Source organism: Xanthomonas campestris pv. badrii (genome assembly GCF_012848175.1).
In the GTDB taxonomy this organism is placed as follows: Bacteria; Pseudomonadota; Gammaproteobacteria; order Xanthomonadales; family Xanthomonadaceae; genus Xanthomonas; species Xanthomonas campestris_C.
Window position 1 is genome coordinate 3,311,409 of record NZ_CP051651.1, and the last position, 16,511, is coordinate 3,327,919.

At 66.9% G+C, this 16,511-nt stretch carries 14 protein-coding genes; 4 read left to right on the forward strand and 10 right to left on the reverse strand.

Going from position 1 to position 16,511, the window contains the following annotated elements; genetic code table 11:
* Positions 1-15: 15 nt before the first annotated feature.
* The 10 genes from HG421_RS13950 to HG421_RS13995 all read right to left on the reverse strand — a co-directional run bounded on the left by HG421_RS13950 (position 16) and on the right by HG421_RS13995 (position 8,923).
* Positions 16-600 (reverse strand): hypothetical protein, encoded by a 585-nt coding sequence (locus tag HG421_RS13950; RefSeq protein ID WP_169706886.1) that lies wholly within the window; start codon positions 598-600, stop codon positions 16-18.
* Positions 600-1,880 carry a TonB family protein gene (locus HG421_RS13955; RefSeq protein WP_248279382.1) on the reverse strand — a complete coding sequence of 427 codons (1,281 nt, stop codon included), beginning with the start codon at positions 1,878-1,880 and terminating at the stop codon, positions 600-602. Before HG421_RS13955 ends, HG421_RS13950 begins: the two co-directional genes overlap by 1 nt.
* Positions 1,870-2,235, reverse strand: a complete 366-nt coding sequence (locus HG421_RS13960; protein WP_169706887.1) for a BlaI/MecI/CopY family transcriptional regulator — start codon at positions 2,233-2,235, stop codon at positions 1,870-1,872. Before HG421_RS13960 ends, HG421_RS13955 begins: the two co-directional genes overlap by 11 nt.
* Positions 2,236-2,475: 240 nt before the next feature.
* A complete protein-coding gene (locus HG421_RS13965; protein WP_169708203.1) occupies positions 2,476-3,831 on the reverse strand; it encodes an ATP-binding protein in 1,356 nt (451 codons plus the stop codon).
* Between the two features lie 17 nt (positions 3,832-3,848).
* Entirely contained in the window at positions 3,849-4,529 is a 681-nt protein-coding gene (locus HG421_RS13970; RefSeq protein ID WP_169706888.1) for a response regulator transcription factor, read from the reverse strand.
* 22 nt (positions 4,530-4,551) lie between these two features.
* Positions 4,552-5,262: a hypothetical protein gene (locus tag HG421_RS13975; protein WP_228331633.1), complete on the reverse strand. Its 711-nt coding sequence runs from the start codon at positions 5,260-5,262 to the stop codon at positions 4,552-4,554.
* Positions 5,249-6,082: an SDR family oxidoreductase gene (locus tag HG421_RS13980; protein ID WP_169706889.1), complete on the reverse strand. Its 834-nt coding sequence runs from the start codon at positions 6,080-6,082 to the stop codon at positions 5,249-5,251. The genes HG421_RS13975 and HG421_RS13980 overlap by 14 nt, the downstream gene beginning before the upstream one ends.
* Positions 6,082-6,756 (reverse strand): TenA family transcriptional regulator, encoded by a 675-nt coding sequence (locus HG421_RS13985; RefSeq protein ID WP_169706890.1) that lies wholly within the window; start codon positions 6,754-6,756, stop codon positions 6,082-6,084. The genes HG421_RS13980 and HG421_RS13985 overlap by 1 nt, the downstream gene beginning before the upstream one ends.
* Positions 6,753-8,252 (reverse strand): AMP-binding protein, encoded by a 1,500-nt coding sequence (locus HG421_RS13990; protein ID WP_169706891.1) that lies wholly within the window; start codon positions 8,250-8,252, stop codon positions 6,753-6,755. Before HG421_RS13990 ends, HG421_RS13985 begins: the two co-directional genes overlap by 4 nt.
* Positions 8,249-8,923 (reverse strand): thermostable hemolysin, encoded by a 675-nt coding sequence (locus HG421_RS13995; protein ID WP_169706892.1) that lies wholly within the window; start codon positions 8,921-8,923, stop codon positions 8,249-8,251. The genes HG421_RS13990 and HG421_RS13995 overlap by 4 nt, the downstream gene beginning before the upstream one ends.
* 150 nt (positions 8,924-9,073) lie before the next feature.
* On the opposite strand from HG421_RS13995, the gene HG421_RS14000 reads away from it, so the two are divergent.
* From HG421_RS14000 to HG421_RS14015, 4 genes are all read left to right on the forward strand, one after another.
* On the forward strand, positions 9,074-11,035 hold the full coding sequence (locus tag HG421_RS14000) for an acetyl-CoA hydrolase/transferase C-terminal domain-containing protein (RefSeq protein WP_169706893.1): 1,962 nt from the start codon (positions 9,074-9,076) through the stop codon (positions 11,033-11,035).
* Positions 11,036-11,280: 245 nt separating this feature from the next.
* Positions 11,281-12,345, forward strand: a complete 1,065-nt coding sequence (locus HG421_RS14005) for a phosphatidylinositol-specific phospholipase C1-like protein (protein ID WP_248279383.1) — start codon at positions 11,281-11,283, stop codon at positions 12,343-12,345.
* A 138-nt stretch (positions 12,346-12,483) separates the two neighbouring features.
* On the forward strand, positions 12,484-15,204 hold the full coding sequence (locus HG421_RS14010; protein ID WP_169706895.1) for a TonB-dependent receptor: 2,721 nt from the start codon (positions 12,484-12,486) through the stop codon (positions 15,202-15,204).
* A gap of 328 nt (positions 15,205-15,532) precedes the next feature.
* On the forward strand, positions 15,533-16,510 hold the full coding sequence (locus HG421_RS14015) for a L,D-transpeptidase family protein (RefSeq protein WP_169706896.1): 978 nt from the start codon (positions 15,533-15,535) through the stop codon (positions 16,508-16,510).
* Position 16,511 lies beyond the last annotated feature (1 nt).

The window sequence follows — 16,511 nt, forward strand, 5'->3', positions numbered from 1 at the left end:
CGCGAAACGGACCCGTCACTCCACCTGACCGGGCCGCACACTCGCCTTGCCTTGCCGCACCTCGAAGGTGAAGGCAAACGGCAAGGTCACTGGCACAGGCTCCACATGCGCGGAGCCAGTGCAGTCGTCCAGGTCTGCCGGCGGTGGTGCGCCGGGCGCGTAGGTGCACATCGCGGCCGGTACGAACTGCCATTGCATGACCGCGGCGCGTACGACCTGCAGCAGATCGGCATGCTCGGGCAGCAGCACGGCGCCGCACTCATCGCGATCGGACAAGGGGTCTACGCGCTGCACCGCGCCGTCGGCCGTGAGGATCACCTGTACGCAGACCGTGGTCGGCGCCAGGGTCTGGCGCGGCGACTCCGGCGGTAGCGCGGGTGTATCGCTGCGCACGGCGCGTGGCATGCGAAAGCGTTGTGTGGACGACAGCGTATAGGCCTGTATCGCGGCCGCGCCCCCGGCACCCGACTGCAGCGGCAACATACGTTGATCGACCGAATCCTCGCGTTGACTGCGCTCCTGCTCCATCACTGGCCGGCTCGCGCAGCCGCTCAGGACCAGCGCCAGGACACCGCCTGCATAGACCAGCGCGCGCCGCATCACCGCGTCTCCTGCGCAGTGCATCCCGGCAACGAACAACCGGTCCTGTGCGCAAGCTGCGCAGTGTCATGCGGACCGTCGCTAGCCCGGGCAATGCCGGAAGCGTCTTCCGGCGGATCCGGTTCAAAACGCACCGGCACGCGTACCGTCGAGGTCACCGCTCTGCCATCGACAGAGGCAGGCCTGAAGCGCCAGCCGCGCGCGGCCTCGAGTACGGACTGGTCGAACACCCCGGCCGGCTGGCTGTGCACGATGGCAATGCGTTCGGGCGCCCCACTCGGGCTCACCTGGATCTGCAGCTCGACCAGGCCGGCAAGACCCGCAGCGACTGCCGCAGCCGGATACCTGGGCGGCTGCATCGTGCTGAAATCCACCGGGTTGCCGGCAACCGGCGTGGCGTGCAGACGCGCCGGCTGGATCACCCAGCAGGCGAGGCTGGCGATGACTGCCAGCAACATGACCGCACGCGCGTTCCTGCGCGCGCGCTGCATGGCGATTGCGGGCATCCGCAACGCGGCGAGCCGCTGGGTCACCGGATGCGTCGCTGCCCAATGGCAGGCCAGTGGCGTCCACGCGCTGCCAAGCCGGCATTTGAGCATGGCCGTGGCATAGCTGCGGCGCTTGCCGGGATGGAGTGCCATCACCGCGGCATCGCAGGCCAGTTCCTGATCCAGGGCAAACGCACGCCACCCCAGGTACAGCAGCGGATTGAACCAACCCAGGCACAGCAGCGCGATCGCCAGGACATTGGCCCATAGATCCCCGCGCTGCAGATGCTGCCGTTCGTGCGCCAGGATCAACGTGCGCTCGTCGGCGCCATAGCGGGCGGTGAAGTCCGGCGGCAGCACGACGCGTGGACGCACAACGCCCAACGACGCCGGCAGACCCACATCATGCGTTGCGACCCATACCCTGTTGCCCAGTGCACGCAGTGGCCCGAGGCTGCGCACGAAACGCCGTTGGCTGCGCCACACCTGAAGGGCCATCAGCACTACGCCAGCCGACCACGCAACACCCAATGCTTCAGGCCAGTTGCTGCGACTGCCGACGCTGGCCGGTGCAAATGGCAGCGTTACCAGCGCCGATCCGGGCAGCGGCACCGTACCGATGGGCGGGCCAGGCAGCAGTGCAGCCAGCACCGCAAGCGGCACGCTGGCCCAGATCGCATAGGCTGCCGACGGGCCTAACCAAACACGCAGGCGTCCCCGCAGCAGCAGGCAGGCCAGCACCGCGGCGCTGGTGTAGAGCGTGATCCGCAACACCATGGCATCAGCGCTCATCATCCAGCTCCTTGAGCAGGCGCTTCAGGTCGGCCACATCCGATGCACTGAGTTGCCCCCGCTCACTGAAGTGCGCCACCAGCGGTGCAATCCGGCCGCCGAACAGACGTTGCAACAGGCCCTGGCTCTGTTGCTGCACCCACTGGTCGCGCTGCAGCACCGGCGTGTACCGGTATTTGCGGCCATCCTTCCGGGCGGCGATCGCGCCCTTGGTGAGCAGGCGATTGAGCAGGGTCTTGATGGTGGGCTCGGCCCAGTCGGTCTGCGACAGCGCTGCCACCACCTCCTCGGCCGTGCGCGGCGCGCCGTCCCAGAGTACCTGCATGACCACGGCTTCGGCGTCGCTGATCGGCATCCGATTACACCTGTAATTTTTATCGATTACAGACGTAATTGCTTACTGTGTCAAGTATCTTCGGTCCGTCAGGCACGCGTGGTGCGTGTTCGCACCCCGCCCTTCCCTCGCGCCTGATGCGCGCTGCCGCGAAGGCACGCTCGATCTGCATGCGAACGTCGTTATCGGTGCTCCTGCAGCACTCGCAGTACGCTCGCACCGCCGCAGCGCAACGCAGCGGCCTTGCAAGCGCCGCTGGCATCAGGGGTTGGCGGCGAACCGCACACTGACCCGCAGGCCGCCCAGGGTGGGCGCCTGGTCCAGCTGGATGCGCGCGGCATGCGCCACGGCGATCTCCTGCGCGATCGACAACCCCAGCCCGCTGCCTTCAACACCCGTTCCCAGCTCCCGATGGAAACGATGGAAGACGCGCGCGCGTGCCTCCTCGGCAATCCCCGGGCCGGAATCCTCCACCACCAGGGTCGGCGATGGATCGGGGTCTGTGCTGATCCGGATGCGCCCGCCCGGCGGTGTGTAGCGCACCGCGTTTTCGAGCAGGTTGCGCAGCAACAGCGAGAGCGCGGTTTCGTCGGCGATCACCAAGGTCGGCTGCAGGTCCAGCTCCACCACCTGATCGCGCTGCGCAGCAACGGCCAGCACGTCTTCGGACTCACTGCGCACCAGCGCGTCCAGGCTCACGTTGCGCCGCGGCAGCGCCGCCACCGCTTCCACCCGGCTCAAGGCAAGCAGTTGCGCGACCATGCGTTCGATGCGGGCAACGTTGGCATCCAGTTGCTGCTGCGATTCAGTGCGCTCGTTCGCATCGGCGGCCAGGCGCAGGTTGGCTGCGTGCACCTTCAACGCGGCGATCGGGGTGCGCAGCTCGTGTGCGGCATCGGCGATAAAACGGCGCTCACGCTCCAGCCCGTCCTGGACGCGATCCATCAATCCATTGACCGCGCGCACCAGGCCATGCACCTCGCGCGGCATGTGCTGCGGTTGCAGCGGCTGCAGGCGTTTGGGGTCGCGTTCGCCGATCTCATCGGAGACGCGTACCAGCGAGCGGGTGGCCCAGTTCACCACCGCCCAGATCAGCAAGGCCATCAGCGGCAGCGACAGCAGCAACGGCACCAAGGTGCCCAGCGCGATGTCTTCGGCCAGTTCCTCGCGGATATCTGCACGTTCGGCCGACTGGAACCAGCGTCCACCCGGCGAATGCAGGGTGAAGGTGCGCCATTGCCCATCGGCCAACTGCACGTCGGCATAGCCGGCGCGCAGCGGTGCCAGCGGTTGTGTCGGCGCACTGTCCGAGCGCAACACCAACCCCCCGGCGGCATTGCGCACCTGGAAGGCCAGCTTGGTTTCGTAGGCATGGCCATCCTTGAACGCCAGCGCCTCTCCCACGCCCTGCGCCTGCCCGTGCCAGCCGTGGATCACGATCGGCTCGCCCTGCGGCAGATCGCCCAACGGCTCGTCCACCAGCGACAGCAGCACCCGTGCCGATTGCACCAGGCGTGCGTCGAACATCTCGCCGGCTTCCTGCAGGCCTGCGCGGTAACTGAACCCGGCCGCCGCAAGCATCAGCAGCGACAACACGCCAAGCAAGGCCAGCAACAGTGCGCGGCGAATCGAATTCATGCGGGCGGTATCGCCGCGGCCTGCTCGTCGAGCGCGTAGCCGATGCCACGCACGGTACGGATCAGCGCCGGCGACAGTTTGCGACGCAGCTGATGCACATGGACATCCACTGCATTGCTGGCGACATCTTCGTCCCATCCGTACAGATGCTGCTGGATACGCTCGCGCCCGATCGGGCGTCCACGCTGTTCCATCAACAACCACAACAATGCGAATTCGCGTCGGGTCAGGTCCAGATCGCGGCCGAGCCAGCGCACCGACATGGCCGCCGGATCCAGCCGCAGCGCACCGGACTGCAAGGTCGGTTGCGCACGACCGGCCGCGCGGCGCAGCAACGCACGCGTGCGCGCCAACAGCTCGTTGCTGTCGAAGGGCTTGCCCAGATAATCATCGGCGCCGACATCCAGGCCAAGCGCGCGGTCGGCGGCGCGCTCGCGGGCGCTGAGCACGAGAATGGGCGTATCCAGTGCGCGTGCACGCGCTGCACGGATGACCTCGATACCATCCATGCGCGGCAGGCCCAGGTCCAGGATCACCAGATCCAGCGTGGCCTCCTGCAGCGCCATCAGTGCACTGACGCCATCGTGCACCCAGTCCACCGCATAGGCGGCACGCCGCAATGCAGTGCGGATGCCTTCGCCCAGCGACAGATCGTCTTCGACCAGCAGAATGCGCATGTGGGCCAGTCTGGAAGCCCGCTCAGTGCTTGGCAAGCTGCGCGCGCACATCGGCCAGCCTGGCCGCGATCTCCTTGCGGCGCCCTGCATCGGCCACCTGACGGCCCGGCCGCGGAGCCGCGGCAGCGGCTTTCTCGAACGCCTTTGCCGCACCGGCCCAGTCTTTCTGGTCGCGCAGGAAATCGCCGACGAAATAATTGCTGTCCAGCCCGTCCGGGTCGATCGCCAGCCCCTGGTACAACAGCGTGCGCGCCTTGGCGCGGTCGCCGAATCCGATCGGCCAGCCGGGAACCTGGTAGTACAGGGCGCCCAGGCTGGTGTAGGCCGCGCCATCGAGTGCGCGCGGCGCCCGCTCGATCGCCTGCTCGAAATCGCTGCGCGCGCGCCTGACCTGCGCCAGTGCGCCCAGCCCGCCTTTTTCTCCGGCCAGGCTGGAGCGCACGATTCCGTCCCAGATCAGCGCGTCGGCATCACCCGGCGCGTTCTGGCAGGCCTGTTCGGCTTGCTGCGCCAGTGCCTCCAGCGCGGCGGCGCGTTGCGGCTTCGGGAGCTGATACTCGATCACCGCCCAGCGATCCTGCAGTTGCGCCACCTGTGGCGACAGTCCGGCGGCGCTGCTCACGCTGGCAGCCAGGCAAAGGCCCAGTACGGCGGCACTGCGCAGCGCGCGGCGGCTGGCGAACACGGGCGCATGCGGACCACGCTGCGCGGAGGGAAGGTCATTGCGCTTCATGGGAAAGCTCCTGTGTGGCGGCTGCGCCACTGGGCCGCGCATGGCGGCGAATGATGGGAAGCTGCTTGCGCAGCGCGCGATCCACCAGCTCCGGCAGCAGCCCGTTGAGCCGGACGAACAGCCGCTCCGGCCACCCCAGCTGCCGCCGCGCATCGCCGCGCACGATCGATTGCAACAGCGCAGCCGCCACCTCGTCGGCGCGGTCCACTGACGTGCCGAGTTCGGCGTTGAGCGCATCGACCTGTGCGGGGTTGAAGGCCGTCGCCGTGGCGCGTGGCGACAGGTACTGGAACCGCACACCGGTGTCGGCATACTCGCGCGCCAACGCCTCGAACAGCCCGCGCAATCCGAACTTGCTGGCGCTGTAGCCGGCAAATCCTGCAAACCCGATACTGCCGAAGGTGGAGCCCACCGCCACCATCGCCGCCTCCGGCTGGCGCGCGAAGCCAGGCAACAAGGCCTGCACCAGCAGCATCGGCGCGGTCAGATTCGACTGCACCAACGCCGCCAGGCGCGCCGGGTCCTGATCCTGCAACAAGCCGAATTGGCCCTGTGCATGCGCAAGCACCAGCACCGACGGTGCCGGGTGCATCGCGTGCACCTGCGCCAGCAGCACCGCGCGACCGGAGTCGCTGGCCAGGTCTGCTGCCAGCGGCACCACGCGGCCGGGCGGGTGTGCGGCCGCCAGGGCCTGCAGGGTCCGCTGCGTGCGCCCCACCGCCACCACGGTCGCGCCCGCCAGCACCAGGCCGGCGCATAGCGCGCTGCCGATCCCACCGCTGGCGCCGGTCAGCAGGACGCATTTGCCCCGAAGGTCCATCACCCCACCTCCGCCAGACGTAGCCCATCGCTGCGCAGGGTGCGAAACAGATCGCCGTACAGCACGTAGAAACGTTTGGCCGCATGCACGACGGCCTGCTGATCGAGCGGGTCGTCCAGCCGGTTCATCAACCTTTCGAAAAAGCCGGCATGTTCGACATCCAGATCGCCGTGCGAGAGCAGATAACTGAAGGCATTGGGGGCCAGTTGCAGCGTCTGCGCAATGCTGTTGGCTGCGCGGGTGGCCAGTGCCACGCTGGTGCCCTCCAGCACCAGCACCATGCCGAAGAAGCCCACCGGGTTGCCGCGCTGGATGGTGTCGTAGGCGTAGCTGACCAGCAGCTCGGTGGCCAGCGACGGCCCGGCCAGCACGGTCGCTTCGCGCGCCTGCCCGCAGGCGACCAGATCATCAAGGATCCATTCCTGGTGGCCCATTTCCTCTTCGATGTATTCACCGATGGCTTCGCGCAGCCATTCCAGGCGCGCCGGCAGGCGTGCACCGCAGGCCATCAGCAACGGCACGGTGTGCCGCACGTGGTGATAGGCCTGCCCGAGGAAGGCCACATAGTCGGCATGCGCGATGTCGCCGGCCAGCGCGGCCTGGATGATCGGCACCTGGGTCATGCGTTCGCGTTCGGTCTGGGTCTGCGCAAGCAGGGATGCGTAAAACGTCATGGAGAAATTCCTCTGGAAACGACAGTGGCAGGCAAGCGATAACTGCGATCGACTGCAGATTGGTAACGCGCAAGGATGGCCTCGCGGCGGGGACGCCCGTTGGCCGTGAGCAGGCCATCGTGCGCACTGAATGGCGCCTCGGCGCGGACGTAGCGCGCCACCCGGGCGTAGTCGGGCAGGCCAGCGTTGACCTCGGCCAGTGCAGCGAGGATGGCCGCATCGTCGGCATCGGCGCGCCGTGGCCATAGCACCGCGACGTTGTCGGCCTGCGCTTCGCCCCAGACCACCGCCTGCGCGAGCAGCGGATGCTGCAGCAATTCGCTTTCCACCCATTCGGGCGACACGTTGCGGCCGAACGAGGTGATGAACACATGCTTGCGCCGCCCGGTGATGTGCACGAAACCATCGCCATCCACATATCCCAGATCACCGGTGCGCACCGGCCCGGAGGGCATGCCCTGCTCTCCCAGATAACCGAGCGCACGCACGCCCTCGACCTGGACTTCGCCATCGACGATGCGCACCTGTGCGTGCGGCAGCGCTTGCCCGACGCTGCCTGCACGCAGCGCGCCGGGGCGGTTGAGGCAGACCACCGACCCGCATTCGGTCAAGCCGTAGCCTTCGAATACCGGCAGGCCCAGCGCAGCTGCACGCGCCAGCAGGCTGGGGCCGATATGCCCGCCGCCGACGGCGATGTAGCGCAGCGATGTCGGCAAGGCCACGCCCTGTTCTGAAGCGCTGACCAGGGCCAGCAGCAACTGCGGTACCAGGATCACGCTCTCCGGCTGATAGTGGTGCAGGCAGCGCAGCAGCGTTGGCACATCCAGACCGCTGGCGCCGGTGTAGCCGATCTGCGCCAGCGACGGCAACGCCACCTGCGCGCCCGACAGCAGCGTGGCGTAAAGACCGGCAACGTTTTCCAGCAGGGTGGAGAGCGGCATCAGGCACAGATGCCGACGTGGCGCGATGGCGGCCGACGCCTCCACCAGCGAATTGGCCACGGTGAGCAAGCTGTCGGCCGACAGGCACACGCCCTTGGGCCGCCCGGTGGTGCCCGAGGTGTAGGTGATGCAGGCCGTGCCGTCGGGGAGCACCGGCATCTCGCCGGTTGCCTGCACCCGCCAGGCACGCACGCCTTCATACGCAAGCTCCGCCAGCGGACCCTCGGTACCGGCGGGCGCGGCGGCAGCGGCGGCGGTCAACACGCACTGCGCACCACTGGAGGCCAGCGCATGCACCACCTGCGCGTCCGAAAAGAACGTCGGCAGCGGCACGTGTACCGCGTCGATCAGCCGCAGTGCCAGATCCAGCACCAGCCAGTCCGGCCCGTTGTCCAGACGGCTGGCGACCCGTGTCACCTCCGCCTTCTTCAGACGCGTGGCAAGCCGCGCCACCGCGTCGGCCACCGTCTGTGCATCCATGGTGCCTGCCGCAGTCAGCACGCGCGGGGCCTGCCCGCCGAGCTGACCGATCAACGATGCGAACCCGCCGCTCATGCGCCCACTCCCTGCTGACAGGACAGTGCCGCGGTGTCCCAGCGCGCCGCCTGCGGATGCAGGGCTTGCCGCGCCAGCAGAAACGCATGCCCGGCAGCGACATCCCCGCACAGCACCTGCGGCTGGGTGGCGTAGTAACTGCCCCAGTCGGTAGCGTCGTCGCACAGGCGCGACTGCAGCGCCGGGGCCAGCGCCAGCGGCCGCAATTGCAGGCGATCGAAGCTGTTGCGCAGGCTCAAGGTCGCGGTGAACAGCACCCAGCGCACCCCGGCATGATGCAGCGCATGGGTCATCTGTGGAATCAGCGCGCGTGCGCTGCCGGAGCTGATCGCCGCAAAGTTGCCCACTTCCGCCACGCCCGAGCGCGCCACCGGCACCGCCATCCTTCCTGCAAGTGCAGACTCGGCAGGTGCGTCCAGATACTGCTCCACGAACAGCGTGCCCGTGCTGCCAAGGCGGATGCCGACCGTGGCCACCAGCGCGCCCTCCACGTCGCGATAGGCCAGCAACTGCGGAAGGAAACTGCGTAGCACGGCACCGTAGCGGCGCAGGTAGATAGCGGCGATGAACTGCTCCACTTCCTGGCGCTGCGGGTGCCCCACCCCGACCAGGCAAGCGGTGGCAGCCGATCGGCGCGAGTAAGGCAAAACGGGCGTGGGTACGATGCTCATGCGGCGCATGCTGCGCGCGCCGGATTAAGTCACCATGAGCCGAGTGTTACCCAGTTGTAAGGTGCAACTTGCTAATTCGTTACCCGCTGTCAGGCCGCACCCGACCGCCGTCAGCGCCTCCACTACAGCGTTTGGGCTACGCTCGCCTGCATGAGCATGCACGTCACCGCGCTGGACACCGCAGTCGCCCACATCCTGCACCACATCGACGGCCCCCTGCGCGTTGGCGCGCCGCTGGGCATCGGCAAGCCGCACCGGCTGTTGAACGCGTTGTACGCAGCGCTCAAGGACACCCCGTCGCGGCCACTGGCGCTGTACACCGCGCTCTCGCTCAATCCACCCGGGCCAGGCAGCGGACTTCAGGCACGCTTTGCGGCGCCGTTCATCGCGCGCCACTTCGGTGAGGATTTCCCGCGCCTTGCGTATGTCGATGCCATGCTGCGCGACGCCCTGCCTGCACATGTCCAGGTGGAAGAGTTCTACATGCAATCCGGTGGCTTGTTGCAGTCGACGCAGGCGCAGGCCGCCTACACCAGCCTGAACTACACGCACGCGGCGGCGGCAGTGGCGCAGCGGGCGCCGAACCTGATCGTGCAGAAGGTGGCACGCGAACCTGGCGGTACCCGGCTGTCGTTGTCGTGCAACAACGACATCACCCAGGACACCCTGGACGCGGTGCAGTCGCTGGGGCTGCCACGCCCGTTGCTGGTGGCCGAGGTCGACCCGCAATTGCCCTGGATCGGCGGCACCGCTGCGGTGGACGCGGCGTTCTTCGATCTGATCATCGACCTGCCCGGCCCCTCGCCGCGCCTGTTCGGCTTGCCGCGGCAGCCGGTGAGCAGCGTCGATTACGCCATCGGGCTGTACGCAAGCACCCTGGTGCGCGATGGCGGCACCTTGCAGATCGGCATCGGCACGCTGGCCGATGCCCTCAGCCATGCGCTGGTCCTGCGCCACACCGACAACGCCACCTATCGCCGCGTGCTGCAGGCACTGGACCCCGACCTTGCAACCCATCCGGCCGTGCAGGCCAGCGGCGGGCTGGAGCCGTTCGCGATCGGCCTGTATGGCTGCAGCGAAATGCTCAACGAAGGTTTCAAGCAATTGGTGGACAGTGGCGTGATCGCCCGCAAGGTGCACGACGACCTGCCGTTGATGCAACGCATCGCCGATGGCAGTGCCGATGCCGGCGACCAAGCGCGCCTGGCACGCGAAGGCCAATTCCTGCATGGCGCGTTCTATCTCGGCTCGCCGGACTTCTACCAGTGGTTGCGCACACGCGACGCGCAGACCCGCAATGCCATCGGCATGCGCCGCATCAGCGAGATCAACCAGCTCTATGGTGGCAACGAAGCGCTGGAACGCCTGCAACGGCACGACGCGCGTTTCTTCAACTCCTGCATGATGGCCACCGCGCTGGGGGCGGCGGTGTCCGATGGTCTGGAGGATGGACGCGTGGTGTCCGGTGTGGGTGGCCAGTACAACTTCGTGGCGATGGCGCATGCGCTGCCGCAGGCACGCAGCGCGCTGATGCTGCGCGCCACCCGTGATGCCGGCGCGCAGGCGGCCAGCAATGTGCGTTGGAACTATGGTCACACCACCATTCCACGCCACCTGCGCGATCTCTACATCACCGAATACGGCATTGCCGACCTACGGCACAAGACCGATCAGCAATGCGTCCTGGAGATGGCCGGCATCTGCGATGCCCGCTTTCAAGACACGTTGCTGGCGCAGGCGACGCGGTCGCGCAAGCTACGCACTCCACCGCAACTGGCTGCACGCGCGCAACGTAATACGCCCGAAACGCTGGAGCAGGCCCTGGCCCCGTTTCGCCGCGACGGCAGCCTGCCCGACTACCCGCTGGGCAGCGACTTCACCACGATCGAGCAGCAGCTGTTGCGCGCCTTGACCTGGCTGAAGGCTGCAACGGCCAGTGCGACCGGCAAGGCCGCGACCGTGGCGCGCGCCGTGCTTGCACGCGGCACGTTGCAGGCTGACGAAGCGGCGTGCCTGCGGCGCATGGCGCTGGATGCGCCGCGCAGTCCTGGCGAGTGCGTGCAGGCACGGCTGCTCGTACATGCCTTGCGCCAAACAGCTTCAGATCGGTAGCAGCTGACTCACCGACTCGGCGCGTTCGATAGCGACCAGGCCAACGGACTGACGCATCACGGACATACAGCGGAAAGAGATGCGTCAGACTGGGCCAGGATGATGGCGATCACATTGTGTCCGGATCGCTCTGAATGCCTGGTTTTTCCGCTGTTTCTGCATCCATCTCCCGCACCGGCAGCGACGCGAATGACGCGCGCGAAAAGCGAAGGACTGTAGCTGCCGGCATCACCTTCGCGGTTGCGATGCTGGGCAGCCTTGTGGCGAGCGCAGCGCCCCACCTCACCGACCTGCAATACATCGGCAGCCACAACAGCTACCACGCCGGATTCGCGCCCAGCGAGGCGGCGGTGCTGAAGCAACGCGATCCGGCGTTGTTTGCCGCACTCGATTACCGCCATCCGGCACTGACCAGGCAACTGGACGATGGCGTGCGACAACTGGAACTGGACGTCTTTGCCGATGCGCGGGGTGGGCGCTATGCGCATCCTGCCATCGTTGCGCAGATCGCCAAGGCCGGGCTTGCAGCCGCGCCGGCAAGCGCGCCGGAGGGGGTGATGGACAAGCCCGGATTCAAGGTCATGCATGTGCAGGACATCGACCAGCGCAGCAACTGCCAGCCGTTGGTGGCCTGCCTGCAGGAAGTACGCGCATGGTCACGGCAGCACCCTGGCCATGTGCCTGTCTTCATCCTGCTGGAGACCAAGCAGACACCGATACCGGCGGCGTTTCCGACCGTGCAGCCCGAGCCGTTCGACGCCAAGGCGATGGACGCCCTGGATGCCGAGCTGCGCTCGGTGTTCCAGCCCGGCGAGTACATCAGCCCAGATCAGGTGCGTGGCAGCGCGCGCACGCTCAATGCAGCGGTGCTGGTGCATGGCTGGCCACCCCTGCAGGCCGCGCGCGGCAAGGTGATCTTCCTGCTGGATCAACGCATCGCCGGCGCCAGCTATCTTCCCGGCCATCCGGCATTGCGCGGCCGGGTGTGTTTCACCAATGCAGTGCCGGGCGCCGACGATGCCGCGTTCATCGAGCGCAATGACGGCCCTGCCGAGGAGATCACGCAGCTGGTCAAGGCCGGCTACCTGGTGCGTACGCGCGCCGATGCCGACCTCAAGCAAGTGCAGGCCAACGACACCACGCGGCGCGACCGCATGCTGGCCAGCGGCGCACAGCTGATCAGTACCGACTTTCCCGTCAACGCGCCGGCCAGCTCCGGCTATGTGGTGCGCTTTGCCGGCGGTGCGGTGGCGCGCTGCAATCCGCAGCGGCCACAGACGCTGTGCAAGGGCGTCGACCTGAGCCACTGATCGGCGGCGCCGCGCACCGCGCCGCGGCCGCCCACACGCAAATCACCTCCTGTCGCAATGGATGGCGTCGGCCAGACCTGGCTGTGTCCGCGTGCCGGACCGGGCCTTTCCCTTCCCCACCTCGAGTGAGTCTTTCCAATGCCGCATCTTCGTCCTTTCCATCGCCTGACCTGCGCCATCGCCCTGGCGCTGTGCGCACCGGCGTTTGCAGAAAATCCCGACCTGCGCACAGCCACCACCACCCTGGATTCGGTCAACGTGCAGGCCGCGCATGCCGCCGCGCCGGGTTCGCTCGACGAGCAACGCGTGTCCAGTAGCGTCAACAGCGTGTTGAGCAAGCAGCAGATCGATGCCATTCCGTCCGGCGGCATTGCCGATGTGGTGGCGCACATGCCGGGGCTGTCGGCGTACAGCGACATGCATCTGGGCCAGGCCACCACCGGCGAGAACGCCTACGTCAGCATCCGCGGCATGGATGCGAGCTACAACGCCTACACGCTCAACGGCTTCGGCATGCCGGAAACCGACTCCTCCACCCGGGCCATTTCATTGAACATGCTCGCACCCTTCGGCATCCAGTCGGTGCAGGTGTCCAAATCGCCAACGCCGGACATGCCCGGCGACTCCATCGGCGGCGCGATCGACATGCGGACACCCAACGCGTTCGATTTCGCGCAGGACGTGTATGCCAAGACCACCGCACGCGGCCAGCGCAACGACCTGGCCACGCATCTGGGCGGCAAGGACAGCGGCGGCACCCTCCAGCAGGAACTGGCCTGGACGTTCGGCGACGCCCATGCGTTCGGCATTTACGCCTCTGCCTATTACGGCAAGAACAACACCATGGCGCAGGCACCGGCGCCCAACAGCAAGTACGTGCCGGCCGACCCCGCGCTTGCCAACGCCACCGACCTGCGCAATGTGGGGCCGTTGATCAGCACCCGCTACAAGTACAGCCTCTACACCAGCCAGGTCGAACGCTATGGCGGCAACCTGTCGCTGGACTGGCAGGGCGACACCAGCGCGGTGTACGCACGCGCGATCTATGGCAGCTACGGCGTCACCGGGCAGCAGGACCAGTCCAGCGCACGCCTGGAGACCTTCCGCAACCAGCCCACTGCCGTGCGCGGCGGCTACTTCAATACGCACGACATCGACGAGACCCTGGCGACGCTGCAACTGGGCGGGCACACCACGCTGGACCGGCTGCGTTTCGACTACGGCAGTGCGTTCGGCCGCGGCACCCGCAGCCGGCCGGACTATGTGTCGGCCAGCCTGTATGGCTTCACGCCCGGCAGCTTCGCCTTCGATCTCAGCGACCCCACCTACCCGAGCATCGGACCAAGCTCCCAGGCGTTGAAGGACTTCTTCTACAACCTGGATTCGTCGCTGTTGTGGAAGGTGCAGGGCCACGATGCCGGCAGTCACGACAACCGCGTCAACCTGCACACCGATATCACCTACCGCGTGGACGGGGATGTGCTGGACAGCGTCAAGGTCGGCCTGTCGGCCGATCACTCCGAGCGTGACGCATACGACCATCCGTTCTTCCACAAGGACGGCAACTTCGTCACCAATGGGCCGTATTTCGGCGGCCCCAACTATGCCTTTCCCACCGCCGGTGGCCCGCCGCTGAGCGCGATTCCTGGCCGCCTCACCTACAATGCCTTCGACGGCCACTACACCGGTGCGTTCAAGCTGCTGGACCGCCGCTGGATGCGCGCGCAGGCAGTGCCCTACAAGTACATCGACGATCCGAATGGCGCCGGTACCTATACCGCCAACGACTACAACGCCAACACCACCTCCAGCACCGAGGCGATCACCTCGGGCTATGCGATGGCCGCACTGCACTTCGGCGCGGTGAGCGTGCTGCCCGGCGTGCGCTATGAACTGACGCGGTATTCGGCCGACGCCTGGCAATCCAGCGGCGATGGCGCCAGCGGGCGCTTCGTCGGCAATGGCAGCACCTATGGGCAGGTGCTGCCCGGCGTCAGCCTCAACTATCGCCCGGATGCGCTCACGGTGTACCGCGCGTCGTTGCGTCGCAGTTTCAGCCGCCCGGCGTTCGGCCTGATTTCCGGGCAGACCGTGTACACCATCGACGACACGCAACGGGTGGTGGGCATCTCCAGACCCAATCCGGACCTGCAGCCGAGCAAGGCCGACAATGCAGACCTGTCTGCCGAATTCTATGATCACCAGGGCGGCGTGCTGAGCGCCTCGACTTACTACAAGCGCATTACCGGCTTCGTGTATACCTCGCAGTCGGCCACCAGCAACGACAACACCCTCGGCGGCCTGGTACCCACCGGCACCACGTTCGAAAACGGCGTACCGGTGACCATGCCGCAAAATGGCGGCACCGCAACGCTTTATGGCCTGGAGCTGGCAGCGAGCAAGCGCCTGCAGCAACTGCCCGGGCTGTGGAGCAATCTTGGCGTCACCGCCAATGTCACCCTGCAGCACAGCGAAGCGGACAGCAGGCGCGCGGATCAACCGGAAAAGACTTGGTTGCCGCGTGCCCCGGAGCGCCTCTACAACCTGGACCTGTTCTACGACGACACGCATCTGCGTACCGACCTGAGCTACAACTACACCGGCCTGCAACTGCTGGGCCTCACCACCGACCGGCTCAATTACTACCTGCAGCCGGTGAAGTCGCTGGACTTCAACGCCACGTATCATCTGCCACACCATGTGGACGTGGGCGTATCGGCGAAAAACCTGCTCAACGTAGCCACTTTCTACGAAACCCAGGGCAAGTCCAAGCGCTACATGGCCTACGATCCCGGCGCCGACGGCGCCTATGTGCAGACCGGGCGGGTGTACATGCTGACGCTGGGCTACACCTACTGAGGGCAACGGGACGGCGACGCCCGAGCGGCGTTCCTCGCTAGTGCGGGAACGCTGCTGCATGGCTACTGGTTGGGCGCAGCTGCGTTCGCCATAAAGATGACGCAGGCACGCCGCCCGGCCGGGTCGCGCGTGCGAAGGCCTGCGCCGTGTGGCGTCCTGACGTATGAAACGTCGGGCCAGAGAACTCGCGCTGAGCGGATGCGTGGTCTTGCGCTGTCACGCAGTCAATGCGCGCAGGGTGCCGCCAGTCAGTCCGCGTGCAGCCATTTCACACGGAAAACGCAGCCGGCTGCGGCAAGGTGCGCCCATGCATCTTCTGGACCTGCCCATGCCACCTTGCTCTTACGCTCGTGTCTGCTTGCTCGCCCTGGCGCTCGGCGCTTCATTGCCGGCGCTGGCACAGCAGGCGCCGCAAGCTTTGCCCGCCACTACTGCGACGCCTGCGGCGAAGGCCGTTCAAACCGGTCCGCGTTCGGACCTGCACGCGCAGGTACTGCTCGATCGTGCGCATTTTTCGCCCGGCCAGATCGATGGCGAGCGCGGCTCCAACCAGAAGCGTGCGGTCTCCGGGTTCCAGGCAGCGCACGACATCAAGGTCACCGGCGAACTGGATGACGCCACCTGGCAAGCATTGCAGGCCGACACCACACCGGCGCTGGTGCAATACACCTTGACCGACGCCGATGTCGCCGGGCCGTTCCAGCCGATTCCCAAAGGCCCGGCCGAGCAGGCCAAGCTGTCCGCGCTGGGCTATACGTCGGTCGATGAAGCATTGGGCGAGCGCTTCCACGCCGCTCCTGCATTGCTGCGCCAACTCAATCCGGGCGTGGACCTGGGCAAGGCCGGCGGCGTGATCCAGGTGCCCAACATCGATGGCGTTGCGCCGCTGGCCAAACCGGCCAAGCTGGTGGTGGACAAGTCCGACTCGACGCTGCGGCTGTTTGACGCAAACGACAAAGTGTATGCGCAGTTCCCGGTGTCTTCCGGCAGCAAGCACGACCCGCTGCCGATCGGCCGCTGGAAGATCCTCGGCATCTCGCGCGATCCGGTGTTCAAGTACAACCCCAAGCTGTTCTGGGATGCCAAGAAGAGCGACAAGAAGGCCACGCTTCCGGCAGGTCCGAACAACCCGGTCGGCCGGGTGTGGATCGACCTGTCCAAACCGCATTACGGCCTGCACGGCACGCCCGAACCCGGCCATGTCGGTAAGACCGAATCACACGGCTGTGTGCGCCTGACCAACTGGGACGTGGTGAACCTGGCCAGCGTGGTGGGCCCATCGGTGCCGGTGGTGATGCAGGAGTAGC

Excerpts from the sequence above, each read along its gene's own strand:
- HG421_RS13950 (WP_169706886.1), bottom strand. The coding sequence starts at position 600 with ATGCGGCGCGCGCTGGTCTATGCAGGCGGTGTCCTGGCGCTGGTCCTG.
- HG421_RS13955 (WP_248279382.1), bottom strand. The coding sequence starts at position 1,880 with ATGAGCGCTGATGCCATGGTGTTGCGGATCACGCTCTACACCAGCGCC.
- HG421_RS13960 (WP_169706887.1), bottom strand. The coding sequence starts at position 2,235 with ATGCCGATCAGCGACGCCGAAGCCGTGGTCATGCAGGTACTCTGGGAC.
- HG421_RS13970 (WP_169706888.1), bottom strand. The coding sequence starts at position 4,529 with ATGCGCATTCTGCTGGTCGAAGACGATCTGTCGCTGGGCGAAGGCATC.
- HG421_RS13975 (WP_228331633.1), bottom strand. The coding sequence starts at position 5,262 with ATGAAGCGCAATGACCTTCCCTCCGCGCAGCGTGGTCCGCATGCGCCC.
- HG421_RS13980 (WP_169706889.1), bottom strand. The coding sequence starts at position 6,082 with ATGGACCTTCGGGGCAAATGCGTCCTGCTGACCGGCGCCAGCGGTGGG.
- HG421_RS13985 (WP_169706890.1), bottom strand. The coding sequence starts at position 6,756 with ATGACGTTTTACGCATCCCTGCTTGCGCAGACCCAGACCGAACGCGAA.
- HG421_RS13990 (WP_169706891.1), bottom strand. The coding sequence starts at position 8,252 with ATGAGCGGCGGGTTCGCATCGTTGATCGGTCAGCTCGGCGGGCAGGCC.
- HG421_RS13995 (WP_169706892.1), bottom strand. The coding sequence starts at position 8,923 with ATGAGCATCGTACCCACGCCCGTTTTGCCTTACTCGCGCCGATCGGCT.
- HG421_RS14000 (WP_169706893.1), top strand. The coding sequence starts at position 9,074 with ATGAGCATGCACGTCACCGCGCTGGACACCGCAGTCGCCCACATCCTG.
- HG421_RS14005 (WP_248279383.1), top strand. The coding sequence starts at position 11,281 with ATGCTGGGCAGCCTTGTGGCGAGCGCAGCGCCCCACCTCACCGACCTG.
- HG421_RS14010 (WP_169706895.1), top strand. The coding sequence starts at position 12,484 with ATGCCGCATCTTCGTCCTTTCCATCGCCTGACCTGCGCCATCGCCCTG.
- HG421_RS14015 (WP_169706896.1), top strand. The coding sequence starts at position 15,533 with ATGCCACCTTGCTCTTACGCTCGTGTCTGCTTGCTCGCCCTGGCGCTC.